Here is a 13,676-nt window from a genome sequence, read left to right as displayed (position 1 = left end):
GCCGTTTTTAGTGGTGGCACCCTCTCCCGTGGGAGAGGGTTGGGGTGAGGGCACCAGACCGCACCCTCCGGTAAGCGCAGCGCCACCGGGCAAATTACTTGATTCGTCTGATTTTCCCGTTAAGGTATTCTCACTAAATTCAAGGAAATCAGCGATGAGCAAACCAGCCCGGGCCACCATCAGCGACGTGGCGAAAGCCGCTAAAACCGGTAAAACCAGCATTTCGCGCTACCTTAACGGCGAGAAACACCTGCTGTCCGACGCATTGCTGGCGCGTATTGAACAGGCCATTGCCGATCTCGACTACCGTCCCAGCCTCATGGCGCGCGGGCTCAAACGCGGCCGCACCCGCCTTATCGGGCTTATCATCGCCGATATCACCAACCCCTATTCCGTTAACGTCCTCAGCGGTATTGAAGCCGCCTGTCGCGAGAAGGGCTTCACGCCGCTGGTCTGTAATACCAACAACGAAGTCGACCAGGAGCTGCATTACCTCGATCTGCTGCGCAGCTATCAGGTCGAAGGGATTGTGGTTAACGCGGTGGGCATGCGGGAAGAGGGTTTAAATCGCCTGCAGCAATCCTCCCTGCCCATGGTCCTCATCGACCGTAAAATCCCGGAATTTGCCTGCGATGTGGTCGGGCTGGATAACACCCAGGCCGCCACGACCGCCACCGAACATCTGATCGAACAGGGCTTCGAGGCCATTCTGTTTCTGAGCGAACCGTTAGGGATGGTCAATACCCGTCGCGAGCGCCTGAGCGCATTTCGCACCACGCTGGAGCGATATCCCGGCGTGATCGCCGAAAATGCCGAAACGCCGCTTCACGAAGCCGACCAGCTCGACAACACCCTGCGCCAGTTCCACACGCGCCATCGCGGGATGCGCAAAGCCGTTATCTCCGCAAACGGGGCGCTGACGCTTCAGGTCGCCCGCTCGCTCAAGCGCATTGGCCTGCACTGGGGCAGCGATATCGGTCTGCTGGGGTTTGATGAACTGGAGTGGGCGGAGCTGGCGGGCGTCGGCATTACGACACTCAAACAGCCCACCTGGCAGATTGGCTATGCTGCTGTTGAACAAGTGGTTCGCCGCATTGAAGGCACCAGCGATGCCGTTCGCGAGCAGGTCTTCTCCGGCGAGCTGATCGTTCGCGGCTCCACGGCGCGTTAATTTTCCCTTGTGATACCGATCATAAATTCAACATCGTGACCTTTTCTTTGGAACCGGTTCCATCTAGCGTAATAGTATTGTTATGTTGCGATGGAGTCCGAAGATGGGCAGGAAAATTATGGTGGTCACCGCCGCGTACGGTGCGGAACAGGTGCGACAGGCAGGCGGTCAGCGGGCGATGCTTCCCGTTATTGCAGGCGCAGGGGCAGACGGCGTGGAGATCCGCCGGGAACTGTTCAGCAGCGAAGAGCTGCTGACGCTGCCTGCGCTGGGAGAATCCATTGAGCTGCTCGGCCTGCTGGCGTGCTACTCCGCCCCCGCCGCCCTGTTTATGCCCGACGGCACCCTCAACCCGGATCTGACCCGCTATCTCTCTGAGGCCAGCACCCTGAACGCCCTGTGGCTGAAGGTTTCCCTGGGCCATTTCCGCGACGCGCAGCCTCTCGACGCCCTGCGTAGCCTGCTGAACGCAAGCGGCATGGCGCTGGTCGTGGAGAACGATCAGACCGACTGTGGACAGCTCGCGCCGATGCAGCGCTTCCAGGCCGCCTGTCGGGAAATGGCATTGCCCGTCACGCTGACCTTCGACATGGGCAACTGGCTGTGGGTCGGTGATTCCCCCGAAGAGGCCGCGCGTCATCTTGCCCCTGCGGTGAGCTATATCCACGTGAAAGCCGCCGTGCCGCATAAAGATAACTTCCGCGCCGTGGCGCCGGACCACGCCGATGCGCGCTGGCTGGATCTGCTCGGCCAGCTGCCTGCCGATGCCCCGCGCGGTATCGAGTTCCCGCTGGAAGGGACGGATTTAACCGCCGTTACCCGCCATTACGTCAACCTGCTGCGCGAGGAGTAAACCATGCACAAGACGCTGGATGTCATCACCATCGGCGAGGCCATGGCGATGTTTGTCGCCACCGAAACGGGCGAGCTGAGCGCGGTGGAGCACTTTATCAAGCGCGTGGCGGGCGCAGAGCTGAACGTCGCGACCGGCCTGGCGCGTCTCGGCCTGAATGTCGGCTGGGTCAGCCGCGTGGGGGACGACAGCTTTGGCCATTTCGTTCTCGATTCGCTGAAAAAAGAGGGGATTGATGCCGCAGGCGTCACCCTCGACGGACGCTTCCCTACCGGCTTTCAGCTTAAATCCAAGGTCGAAAATGGAACCGATCCCATCGTGGAGTATTTCCGTAAGGGATCGGCCGCAAGCCACCTCTCAGTGGCGGATTACCACGCCGACTATTTCGCCTCCGCGCGCCACCTGCACCTGAGCGGCGTGGCGGCAGCGCTATCCGCCAGCTCGTATGAACTGCTGGATCACGCGGCAGCCACTCTGAAAGCCCAGGGAAAAACGATCTCTTTCGATCCGAACCTGCGCCCGGTGCTGTGGAAAAGCGAAGCGGAAATGGTCGAGAAGCTCAACCGTCTGGCGTTCAGAGCGGACTGGGTTCTGCCGGGCCTGAAAGAAGGGATGATCCTGACCGGCGAAAGCACGCCGGAAGGCATTGCCGATTTCTACCTGAATAAAGGGGTAAAAGCGGTGGTGCTGAAGACCGGTGCCGATGGCGCATGGTTTAAGACGGCCGACGGCCAACAGGGCGCGGTCGCGGCGGTGAAGGTTGAGAACGTGGTCGACACCGTCGGCGCGGGCGACGGTTTTGCCGTGGGCGTGATTAGCGCCCTGCTGGAAGGCAAAACGCTGCCGCAGGCCGTGGCGCGAGGCAACAAGATTGGCTCGCTGGCCATTCAGGTGCAGGGCGACAGCGAAGGATTACCCACGCGAGCAGAGCTCGGCGTTTAAATTCCCTCTCCCTGCGAGAGAGGGCCAGGGTGAGGGCAGCAAGCCACACCAAATAATTAAACCACCGTGTACCCTACAGACAACGGCGGTAACAACCTCAACAACAGAGGCAAGCCTATGAACAGTTCGACCAATGCAGTAAAACGCTGGTGGTACATCATGCCAATCGTGTTTATCACGTACAGCCTGGCGTATCTTGACCGTGCCAACTTCAGCTTCGCGTCCGCGGCGGGGATCACAGAGGACCTTGGCATCACCAAAGGTATCTCCTCCCTGCTGGGAGCCCTTTTCTTCCTGGGCTACTTCTTCTTCCAGATCCCCGGCGCGATTTATGCGGAACGCCGCAGCGTGCGTAAGCTAATCTTCGTCTGCCTGATCCTGTGGGGCGCCTGCGCGTCACTGACCGGCGTGGTGAACAATATTCCTGCCCTGGCCGCCATTCGCTTTATCCTCGGCGTCGTTGAGGCGGCGGTGATGCCGGCGATGCTGATCTACATCAGCAACTGGTTTACCAAATCTGAACGCTCGCGCGCGAATACCTTCCTGATCCTCGGTAACCCGGTGACGGTGCTGTGGATGTCGGTGGTGTCTGGCTACCTGATCCAGTCCTTCGGCTGGCGCGAGATGTTTATTATCGAAGGGGTCCCGGCAGTGATCTGGGCATTCTGCTGGTGGGTGCTGGTAAAAGATAAACCTGCCCAGGCGAAATGGCTTTCCGAAGATGAAAAAGCGGCGCTGCAGGCGCAGCTGGATAAAGAACAGCAAGGTCTGAAGGCGGTACGCAACTACGGTGAAGCCTTCCGCTCGCGTAACGTGATCCTGCTCTGCGCGCAGTACTTTACCTGGAGCATTGGCGTGTACGGCTTTGTGCTGTGGCTGCCGTCGATTATCCGCAGCGGCGGCGAAAACCTCGGCATGGTAGAAGTGGGCTGGCTCTCTTCCGTACCGTATCTGGCCGCGACCATCGCCATGATCGTCGTCTCATGGGCGTCGGACAAGCTGCAGAACCGAAAATTGTTTGTCTGGCCGCTGCTGCTGATCGCTGCTTTTGCCTTTATCGGCTCGTGGGCCGTGGGTGCAAATCACTTCTGGGCCTCTTATACCCTGCTGGTGGTCGCCGGTGCCGCCATGTATGCCCCGTACGGTCCGTTCTTTGCCATCATCCCGGAAATGCTGCCGCGTAACGTCGCGGGTGGCGCGATGGCATTAATTAACAGTATGGGTGCGCTGGGGTCGTTCTGCGGCTCCTGGTTCGTCGGCTACCTGAACGGTGCCACCGGCAGCCCGTCCGCATCGTACATCTTTATGGGGGTGGCGCTTTTCGCCTCCGTGTGGCTTACTCTGATTGTTAAGCCTGCTAATAATCAACAGCATCCTGTCGGCGCACGCCACGCCTGAATCCTTAAAAATCAACGGAGATTAGCATGAAGCCGTCCGTCATTTTGTACAAAGCACTGCCGGAAGATCTGCAGAAACGCCTTGAAGAACACTTCACCGTCACGCAGGTGAAGAACCTGAGCCCGGAAACCGTGGCGCAGCACGCCGAAGCGTTCGCCAGCGCCGAAGGCCTGCTGGGTTCAAGCGAGAAAGTGGATGTCGCCCTGCTGGAGAAAATGCCGAAGCTTCGTGCTACCTCTACCGTTTCCGTGGGTTACGACAATTTCGATGTGGATGCCCTGAACGCCCGCAAGATCCTGCTGATGCACACCCCCCATGCCCTGACGGAAACCGTGGCCGATACGCTGATGGCGCTGGTACTCACCACGGCCCGTCGCGTGGTGGAAGTGGCCGAGCGCGTGAAAGCGGGCGAATGGACAAAAAGCATTGGACCGGACTGGTTCGGCGTGGACGTTAACGGCAAAACGCTGGGCATTGTTGGCATGGGGCGCATTGGGCTGGCACTGGCGCAGCGCGCGCATTTTGGTTTTAACATGCCGATTCTGTATAACGCGCGTCGCCATCACGGTGAAGCCGAAGAACGCTTCAACGCCCGTTACTGCGAGCTGGATACTCTGCTGCAGGAAGCCGATTTTGTTTGTCTGGTTCTGCCGCTGACGGACGAAACGCGTCATCTGATTGGCAAATCCGCATTTGAAAAAATGAAGAAATCCGCCATTTTCATCAACGCGGGTCGTGGCCCGGTGGTAGATGAGAAGGCGCTGATTGAAGCCCTGCAGAACGGTGAGATCCATGCCGCAGGTCTGGACGTGTTTGAACAGGAGCCGCTGCCGGTGGACTCCCCGCTGCTGACAATGCCAAACGTCGTCGCCCTGCCCCACATCGGCTCAGCCACCCATGAGACGCGCTACAACATGGCGGCCACTGCGGTCGATAATCTCATCGCCGCCCTAAGCGGAAAGGTGGAGATAAACTGCGTGAACCCGCAGGTGCAACGATAGAAATGAAAAAACCCGCCAGAAGGCGGGTTTTTGAATTTTGTGCTACTGGGTTGGAAGCTTACAGGCTTACAACGTTACCAGCTGCTGGGCCTTTAGCGCCGCTTTCGATGGTGAAGGACACTTTCTGACCTTCGTCCAGAGATTTGTAGCCATCGTTCTGGATAGCAGAGAAGTGTACGAACACGTCTTTAGAGCCATCGTCAGGAGTGATGAAGCCGAAACCTTTATCAGCGTTGAACCATTTTACCAGACCAGTCATTTTAGCAGACATAGAAATTACCTTATTAACAAATATATTGAGCCTTCCGGCTTGATGGATTGCGTTACAGATTTTTAAGCGATGAAGGAAGGGTCACAACGAAGGGTATCTATGGATAACAATCTGGACTGCTTTACTAAACTGCTTTAGGTCTGTGTAACAAACCGACGGGGATAGTTATACCGATGTGGTAGAAGAATGACAAGCGTTATTTTCGATAAGCATAAAAAAACCCCGCCATGCGCGGGGTTTTTTCGGTTTATTCTGTGGCCGTGACAGCGGCACTCCAGGCCTGGCTAAAGGCCTGATGCTGGGAGGCCAGCGGCCCAATCAGCGTATTGTACTGGCTTGCCTGCTGGGAGGTCGGGAACTGAATGCCGTTGGCAACAAAGCTCACCTGAGTATCCTGCTGGGCAATAAAGTCGCCCACCTGAACCAGCTGCTGCGTGAAGATTTGCGCGGCCGGAATCAGCGGTTGCAGCGCTTCAGACGGTTTCGTCACCACTTTCTCATACACCTTGTCGAAGACCGGTTTGAGATCGTCACCCTGCTTCAGCGCAGAACGTGACGCGTCAGCCTGCATTTTCGCATTCTGCAACTGCTGGCTCAGTACGCCAAGCGCACCGTTGGACTGGCGAAGCGGTTCACGCTGCGTCATATAATCCTGCGGAACGCGAATGGCGTTCACGCTATCCACTACCGGGCGGATACCGGAATCCATCGCCTGGCTCACCTGCTGTGAATAACCATAAAGAATGGCGTAATCGGACACAAAGGGGCCAAACTGTTTTTTCTGATCCGCAGTCAGCGTCGGCAACCGCTCGCCGCTGCGCATCACTGTATTCTGCAGAAAATCGATAAACGCTTTGCGCTGATCGCCTTCTTTATCAAAACACCCACTCAGGCTAACAACCATCAACAACGCCGCAATAGGCGCAAACCAGCGAGAGCAGGACTTTCCTGTCGCCATTTTATTACTCCTTTCACCCAAAAAAGCGCACACCGGCACACGCGTGCCCGACGCTGACAAGGATAGTCCAGGTCAGCCTTGCAAGATACTCTTTTCATGCAAAACGGCTATTGCCGATTTATTTCTTACCATTTACAAAAAAATACCTGCCGAAGCCGACATATGACTAATCAGGTAATTAGCATAACTATCCATATCGCTGAATCGGGTAAAGCGATCGTTATCGCACGATTAATCACACCCGTTACGATCCTGAGTTCGTATTAGGGACTATTCTTAACTGGCTCTCTGATGTTCTTGATCACGATGTGAGATTTAAGAGGAGTCCTCAATGGAATATAAAGATCCTGAGTTTGAACTGCTGAGCAGTCTGGAACAGATCATTTTTAAAGACGTGCCGCAGGCGATTACCCTGCAACAAAAATCCAATCCCTTTACAGAATATGAGCAATTGCGCAAAGGGACAGGACTGAAAACTGAAGAATTCGCCAGAGCGATGGGTGTCAGCGTGGCTATGGTGCAGGAGTGGGAGTCAAAACGTGAGAAACCCACCCCAACCGAGTTAAGGCTGATGCGCCTGATTCAGGCCAACCCTGCACTCAGCAAACAGATAGCGTAGTGAAGATTGAATGCCCCCGCCTTTGCGGGGGCTTGTGTTTTAAAGGCTCTCGCAACGCCAGCCCGCCTCTTCCCATACCCATTCATGCGTTAACGTTAAGCCTCTTAAAAAAGCCTCATCGTGTGATACCACCAGCAGAGCCCCGGGGAAACCGACCAGCGCCGCTTCAATGGCCTGGACCGAGGCCAAATCCAGATGGTTGGTCGGTTCATCCAGCAGCAGAAGCTGCGTAGCCTCCGCGCGCCACAGCACGCAGGCCAGGGCGGCCTTAAGACGCTCGCCGCCGCTGAGCTCCGCCAGCGGGAGCGTCACTTTGTCGGCACCCAGTTGAAGCTGCGCCAGACGGGTTCGCAATACCCCCTCTTCCAGAGGCGTATGACTCAGGTTGAGATGCGTCATGACCGACTGTGAAAGATCGAGCCGGGAGAGATGCTGGTCGAGATAAGCGCAGCTGACTGAAACCTTACAGGTACCCGAACGGGGGGCAATTTCGCCGAGAAGGATTTTTAACAGCGTCGATTTTCCGCAGCCATTCGGTCCCTTTAACGCCACGCGCATCGGTCCGTCCATTCGCAAGTTGAGCGGAGGAACAGGCACATGCGGCAGCACCAGATCCTCCAGCACCAGCACCTGCTTCCCCTCCGGGATCTGACTCCCCGGCAGGGTGAACATTACCGGGTTATCTTCCTCAACGCGTTCACGCGCCTTATTTACCGCGGCGTTCAGGGCTTCATTTTGCTCGCTGTGCTGTTTTTTCCAGGAGCCGATCCGCTCCTTTGCCGCGCCTTTATATTTGACCCGTTCGAACGACGCGATATTCAGGGTATCGACGGTGCGCAATGTCTTTGCCGAACGCCGCTGGCTGTCGTCATGCTCTTTTTGCATGCGTGCCCGGGTGCGTTTGCGCTCGGTTGCAGCATGTTCCAGCGACGCGCGGGCCGCCTGCTGTTCGGCATCGCGCTGGGTTTGATAATCCGCATAATTCCCGCCGTAGCTGCGCAGACCCGAGGCGCTCAGCTCAAGGATACGCGGTACCTGAGCCAGCAACTCACGGTCATGGGAAGCCACCAGCACGCCGCCCTGAAAACGGCTGAGCTGGTCGTAGAACCACGCCCGGCCCTGTCGGTCCAGATGGTTAGTGGGCTCGTCCAGCAGCATGAAATCGGCTTCAGCCGTAAACGCCCCGCACAGCAGGGCGCGAATGCGCTCGCCGCCGCTGAGTTCACCGGCGGGTTTATCCGGGTCAAACGGCGGGAGCTGCGCATTGATAAACGCCTCGCTCAGACGCTCGGCGACATCCCAGCGGCCGTCGAGCGTGTCCAGATCGTCAGGCTGGTAATTGCCGCTGTCGATGCGCTTACGCGCCGCAAAAATAGCGTCATACCCGAGCAGTTCAGCAAGCGTCGTCTGCGGCGAAATGAGGTGCTGCTGCGCCACCCAGGCATGCGAGCCAAAGCGTTCAATATGACCGGAAGCCGGTTCATCCAGCCCCGCCAGCAGACGCAGCAGACGCGTTTTCCCGCTGCCGTTGCGGCCAACCAGCGCGCACAGGGAGGGTTCCAGCGTGAGATTCAGCGGACCAAAAAGGGTATCGCCCGTCGGAAACTGACAGGTGACCTGATGCAAAATAAAAGAAGGGGACTGCGCAAAATGAGCCATAAGCACTCCTGAATGAAATCAAAACATCCCCTGCCGACGCGGTGGCGTTTAGCAAGGATTGAAATTCATCAGTCGTGTTTGTTCATTTTTGGGGGGTGCTCCAGCGCGAGAAAGTTAACGCGTTGAGGATAGCGGTAATGTGTTGACCATTTCAAGGTTAAATTTTGGTCGATTTATACTCCCTCCCCCTTTGGGCTGAGGGATCCCCACCAAATATTGCCTGCACAGACGGCCCCCTCTCCCTTGAGGGAGAGGGCTGGGGTGAGGGGGAGCATACGGCTGTGGGGGTTGTTCCTTGCTACTCTGTAACGACATGGCCTGTGAACGTGCCAGGGCGGCTCAATCGCCACCGCCATGGCGTCGCTGTAAAACCTCTACCCGCAGTATGCTTCTCATTACGGTAATTTTGCGAGCCTCTTTCCAGAAATGGTAATATCCTCAGCGACATAGCTCAAAACTGTTGCCGCCTGTTTTGATGAGCAGTAAGTTCTCTTCGCACCTGCAAAATCAGGTGCCGGGATTGGAACCCTGAATCACTTCACTGGCGACACAGGCTCTGTGTCGTACGGCCTGTTGCATCTCAATGGCGGGCCGGACAGGGGCGCTGCAAAGCGCGCTGGTGTCAGTGAGGCCAGTCGTTCCAACCTTGTTCGGTTCCGCCACCAGCGAGCCTGGAACCTCCCGTGGCGGAAGATATACCACTCACTGAGGTTATTTTATGTCATTGATTAACTCTTTAATCACCCTGCCCTTCAACCATGCCACCGACTTCACCGAACTGGCGGATAACTGCGAACGTTTTACCGACGCACTGGTAGATTGCGAAGAACCCGCCCCAAAAATGGCGCTTTACGGCAGACTTTATGCCTGTCTGAATCTTCTGCAACCCACGCTTCTGGAACCTGTTCCGGACGCTTTAAAAGCCGGCCTGACCGTGAAGGAACTCCCGTCACGCGTTCCGGCTTTCGAACCCGAATGCGATCAGCTGGGGCGCTACTGTCAGGAGCTTACGCAGATGCTGATGAACGGCTCACTGCCGCGACAATCTGAAATCGTGATGGAAGATTTGCTGTGCGAGCTGGTCAGCTACTTTGCCGATACGCTGAAGGCACCGCGCTGGCTGCAGACAGACGAAGGCACAATCGCGATCGGCTAAACCTGCCGGATGGCGCTGCGCTTATCCGGCCTACAAAAGACCCATAAAAAAACCCGCCGAAGCGGGTTTTTAGCATGTGTAACAGCGGCACATCACTGCAGCAGCGAAATATCCGCTACGCGCAGGAACAGCTCGCGAAGTTTCTCGAGCATGGAGAGACGGTTAATACGCAGTTCTTTATCTTCTACGTTCACCATCACTTTCTCGAAGAAGGCGTCGATCACGTCACGCAGCTCGGCCAGCTCCACCAGCGCTTCCTGGTAGCGACCTTCCGCGAAGTACGGCTCGAGCTTGTCGCGCAGCACCACAACCTGCATCGCCAGAGCGATCTCTTCCGGCTCTTTCAGGGTTGCGGCGTTCACGCGCTCGTTCAGCGTCTCGTCGGATTTCGCCAGAATGTTGGATACGCGCTTGTTGGCCGCGGCCAGGGCAGATGCCGCTTCCAGGGTACGGAAGTGGGAAACCGCCTTCATACGCGCATCGAAATCAGCCGGACGGGTCGGACGACGCGCCAGCACCGCCTGAATAGTGTCAACGGTGTAGCCTTCGTCCTGATACCACGCGCGGAAACGACCGAGCATAAAGTCGATCACATCATCCACAACGTTCGCGTTAGTCAGCTTGTCGCCGTACAGACGCACCGCTTCTTCGGTCAGGGTCTGCAGATCGAGGTTCAGGTTCTTCTCAACGATGATACGCAGCACGCCCAGCGCGGCACGACGCAGCGCAAACGGATCTTTGTCGCCTTTCGGATGCTGACCGATACCAAAGATACCCGCCAGGGTGTCCATCTTATCGGCAATTGCGACGGCACATGCAACCGGGTTGGACGGCAGTTCGTCACCCGCAAAGCGCGGCTGATACTGCTCGTTCAGGGCGACGGCCACGTCTTCCGCTTCGCCATCGTGACGCGCGTAGTGCATGCCCATCACGCCCTGGGTGTCGGTAAATTCGAACACCATGTTAGTCATCAGGTCGCACTTGGACAGCAGGCCTGCACGCGTCGCGTGGTTGACGTCTGCACCGATTTCACGGGCAATCCAGCCGGACAGCTCCGCAATGCGGTCGGTCTTGTCGCGCAGCGTACCCAGCTGCTGCTGGAACAGCACGGTCTGCAGGCGCGGGAGATGATCTTCCAGACGCTTTTTACGGTCGGTATTGAAGAAGAACTCCGCATCTGCCAGACGTGGACGCACCACTTTCTCGTTACCGGAGATAATCTGGATCGGATCTTTCGATTCGATGTTCGCCACGAAGATGAAGTTTGGCAGCAGCTTGCCGTCGTTGGCATAGACCGGGAAGTACTTCTGGTCACCCTTCATGGTGTACACCAGCGCTTCAGCCGGAACGGCCAGGAATTTCTCTTCGAACTTCGCGGTCAGCACAACTGGCCATTCAACCAGAGAGGTGACTTCTTCCAGCAGGCTGTCGCTCAGGTCTGCGTTACCGCCAATCTTGCGCGCCGCGTCTTCCGCGTCCGCTTTGATTTTGGCTTTACGCTGCTCGTAGTCGGCAATGACCTTACCGCGCTCCAGCAGGATCTGCGGATACTGGTCGGCATTGTCGATGGTGAACTCTGGCTCGCCCATAAAGCGGTGGCCGCGGATCACGCGATCGGACGCCACGCCCAGAATGGTCGCCGGAATAACGGTATCGCCCAGCAGCAGGGTCACGGTGTGCACCGGACGCACGAAGTGCACGTCAGAGGCGCCCCAGCGCATCAGCTTAGGAATCGGCAGCTTCGCCAGAGAAGTGGCAATCATGTCCGGCAGCAGCGCTTCCGCGCTTTCGCCTTTCACGTGCGCACGGTACAGCAGCCATTCGCCTTTATCCGTAGTCAGACGCTCGGCCTGATCAACGGTGATGCCGCAACCGCGCGCCCAGCCTTCAGCCGCTTTGCTCGGCTTGCCTTCCGCGTCAAACGCCTGGGCAATCGCCGGGCCACGTTTTTCAACTTCGCGATCCGGCTGAGACGCCGCCAGATTTGCCACTTTCAGCGCCAGACGGCGCGGTGCAGCAAACCACTCAATTTTACCGTGAGCCAGGCCAGCGTTATCCAGCTCGGCGGTCACGTTCGCAGCGAAAGATTCAGCCAGGCTGCGCAGGGCTTTTGGTGGCAGCTCTTCGGTGCCGATTTCCACCAGGAAAGTTTTCTCAGACATGGCCGCCTCTTATTTGTTTCGGTTGCACATCGGGAAGCCAAGGGCTTCACGGGACGCATAGTAAGCTTCTGCAACGGCTTTGGTCAGGGTACGAATACGCAGAATGTAGCGCTGACGTTCAGTCACGGAGATGGCTTTGCGGGCGTCCAGCAGGTTGAAGCTGTGGGCGGCCTTCAGAATACGCTCGTAGGCAGGCAGCGGCAGCGGAGTTTCCAGCGCCAGCAGCTGCTGCGCTTCTTTCTCATACTGCTCGAAGCAGGTGAACAGGAAGTCCACATCCGCGTATTCGAAGTTATAGGTGGATTGCTCCACTTCGTTCTGATGGAACACGTCGCCGTAGGTGGTTTTACCCAGCGGGCCGTCGCTCCAGACCAGGTCGTAAACGCTGTCTACGCCCTGAATGTACATCGCCAGACGTTCCAGACCGTAGGTGATTTCACCGGTGATTGGCTTACATTCCAGACCGCCAACCTGCTGGAAGTAAGTGAACTGGGTCACTTCCATGCCGTTCAGCCACACTTCCCAACCCAGACCCCAGGCACCCAGCGTTGGGTTTTCCCAGTTATCTTCCACGAAACGAATGTCGTGGATGGTTGGATCCATACCCAGCTCTTTCAGCGACCCGAGGTACAGTTCCTGAATGTTGTCTGGTGATGGCTTAATCACCACCTGGAACTGATAGTAATGCTGCAGACGGTTCGGGTTCTCACCGTAACGACCATCGGTCGGACGACGGGAAGGCTGCACATACGCGGTCGCCATTGGCTCTGGCCCCAACGCGCGCAGGCTGGTCATCGGGTGTGAAGTGCCGGCGCCGACTTCCATGTCCAAAGGTTGAACAATGGTACAGCCCTGACGAGCCCAGTAATCCTGTAAGGTCAGGATCAGGCCCTGGAAGGTCTTGGTATCAAACTTTTGCATAGTATTTCGTGCTGGATACGTGTGGTTTTAAATGGAAGGGACCAGTATACCCGCTGGCTGCAAGATATACAGTACGAAACGGGGTTGTTTAGGGAAAATTGGGGAAATAAGCCTTCCGGCCAGAACGCTGACGGCGTCTGGCTGTTGATTATACGAGCAGGCTAGCGCATGGAGAGATGTAAAAACTGACCGTCCGCATCAAACGAGCAGACAAAGCCCTCTTTGCGCGACGTATGTCCCCGCAGCTCATAGCTTCCCTGAAAACGCTCAAACCCGGTGACATCAATTTTCTGTACGTCCGAGTTATAGCGGCGAGCGGCCCGATCTTTACAGAGCGCTTCCATATTCAGTGAACGTTCCGGGCTCATTTTACCCTGCTGCGCTTTCTGCACAGGTGCTTCTTGCGGCGCGCTGCATCCCGCCAGGCTCAACAGCAGAAAGAGTGACGCCACACGCTTCATCATCATTTTTATTACCGCCCTGGTCAGTGGCTGTTATTTTTAGTATCAAAGCTTTTATAGATTACGGTCCGGCATTCTGCGAATCTCGCGGCCTCCCTACAAGC

At 56.9% G+C, this 13,676-nt stretch carries 13 protein-coding genes; 7 read left to right on the top strand and 6 right to left on the bottom strand.

All coding sequences use genetic code 11. From position 1 onward, the window contains the following. Positions 1–154: 154 nt before the first annotated feature. The 5 genes from ACERY3_RS22255 (at position 155) to ghrB (ending at position 5,365) form a co-directional block, all read left to right on the top strand. On the top strand, positions 155–1,171 hold the full coding sequence (locus tag ACERY3_RS22255) for a LacI family DNA-binding transcriptional regulator (protein ID WP_023309954.1): 1,017 nt from the start codon (positions 155–157) through the stop codon (positions 1,169–1,171). 103 nt (positions 1,172–1,274) lie between these two features. Then, positions 1,275–2,024 carry a sugar phosphate isomerase/epimerase gene (locus ACERY3_RS22250; RefSeq protein ID WP_039261178.1) on the top strand — a complete coding sequence of 250 codons (750 nt, stop codon included), beginning with the start codon at positions 1,275–1,277 and terminating at the stop codon, positions 2,022–2,024. 3 nt (positions 2,025–2,027) lie between these two features. After that, positions 2,028–2,966, top strand: a complete 939-nt coding sequence (locus ACERY3_RS22245; protein WP_058841888.1) for a sugar kinase — start codon at positions 2,028–2,030, stop codon at positions 2,964–2,966. A 117-nt stretch (positions 2,967–3,083) separates the two neighbouring features. Beyond that, positions 3,084–4,364, top strand: a complete 1,281-nt coding sequence (locus ACERY3_RS22240) for an MFS transporter (protein WP_023309951.1) — start codon at positions 3,084–3,086, stop codon at positions 4,362–4,364. A 26-nt stretch (positions 4,365–4,390) separates the two neighbouring features. Then, positions 4,391–5,365, top strand: a complete 975-nt coding sequence (ghrB, locus tag ACERY3_RS22235) for a glyoxylate/hydroxypyruvate reductase GhrB (RefSeq protein ID WP_213788123.1) — start codon at positions 4,391–4,393, stop codon at positions 5,363–5,365. A gap of 58 nt (positions 5,366–5,423) precedes the next feature. Here the strand turns inward: ghrB and cspA are convergent, their stop codons facing one another. Together cspA and ACERY3_RS22225 are read right to left on the bottom strand one after the other, a co-directional pair. Next, positions 5,424–5,636 carry an RNA chaperone/antiterminator CspA gene (cspA, locus tag ACERY3_RS22230; RefSeq protein WP_003860775.1) on the bottom strand — a complete coding sequence of 71 codons (213 nt, stop codon included), beginning with the start codon at positions 5,634–5,636 and terminating at the stop codon, positions 5,424–5,426. Between the two features lie 247 nt (positions 5,637–5,883). After that, the gene (locus ACERY3_RS22225; protein ID WP_023309949.1) at positions 5,884–6,594 is read right to left on the bottom strand and encodes a DUF3053 domain-containing protein; all 711 of its coding nucleotides are present in this window, start codon (positions 6,592–6,594) and stop codon (positions 5,884–5,886) included. Between the two features lie 331 nt (positions 6,595–6,925). Here ACERY3_RS22225 and ACERY3_RS22220 point away from each other — a divergent pair, with 331 nt between their 5' ends. Then, positions 6,926–7,213: an HTH-type transcriptional regulator gene (locus tag ACERY3_RS22220; protein ID WP_029740975.1), complete on the top strand. Its 288-nt coding sequence runs from the start codon at positions 6,926–6,928 to the stop codon at positions 7,211–7,213. Positions 7,214–7,252: 39 nt separating this feature from the next. Here the strand turns inward: ACERY3_RS22220 and ACERY3_RS22215 are convergent, their stop codons facing one another. After that, on the bottom strand, positions 7,253–8,872 hold the full coding sequence (locus ACERY3_RS22215) for an ABC-F family ATP-binding cassette domain-containing protein (RefSeq protein ID WP_373226541.1): 1,620 nt from the start codon (positions 8,870–8,872) through the stop codon (positions 7,253–7,255). 718 nt (positions 8,873–9,590) lie between these two features. On the opposite strand from ACERY3_RS22215, the gene ACERY3_RS22210 reads away from it, so the two are divergent. After that, a complete protein-coding gene (locus ACERY3_RS22210; protein WP_058841884.1) occupies positions 9,591–10,028 on the top strand; it encodes a hypothetical protein in 438 nt (145 codons plus the stop codon). A gap of 92 nt (positions 10,029–10,120) precedes the next feature. On the opposite strand, the gene glyS is transcribed toward ACERY3_RS22210, so the two are convergent. From glyS to ACERY3_RS22195, 3 genes are all read right to left on the bottom strand, one after another. Beyond that, positions 10,121–12,190: a glycine--tRNA ligase subunit beta gene (gene glyS / locus ACERY3_RS22205; protein ID WP_039261172.1), complete on the bottom strand. Its 2,070-nt coding sequence runs from the start codon at positions 12,188–12,190 to the stop codon at positions 10,121–10,123. Positions 12,191–12,199: 9 nt separating this feature from the next. Next, on the bottom strand, positions 12,200–13,111 hold the full coding sequence (glyQ, locus tag ACERY3_RS22200) for a glycine--tRNA ligase subunit alpha (protein ID WP_003860141.1): 912 nt from the start codon (positions 13,109–13,111) through the stop codon (positions 12,200–12,202). Between the two features lie 161 nt (positions 13,112–13,272). After that, entirely contained in the window at positions 13,273–13,578 is a 306-nt protein-coding gene (locus ACERY3_RS22195) for a YsaB family lipoprotein (RefSeq protein ID WP_033147005.1), read from the bottom strand. Positions 13,579–13,676 lie beyond the last annotated feature (98 nt).

The sequence above is a fragment of the Enterobacter cloacae complex sp. ESBL7 genome (assembly GCF_041679625.1).
Lineage (GTDB): Bacteria > Pseudomonadota > Gammaproteobacteria > Enterobacterales > Enterobacteriaceae > Enterobacter > Enterobacter asburiae_B.
Note: the sequence above shows the minus strand (reverse complement) of the source record. Positions and strands in the feature narration are given on the sequence as shown.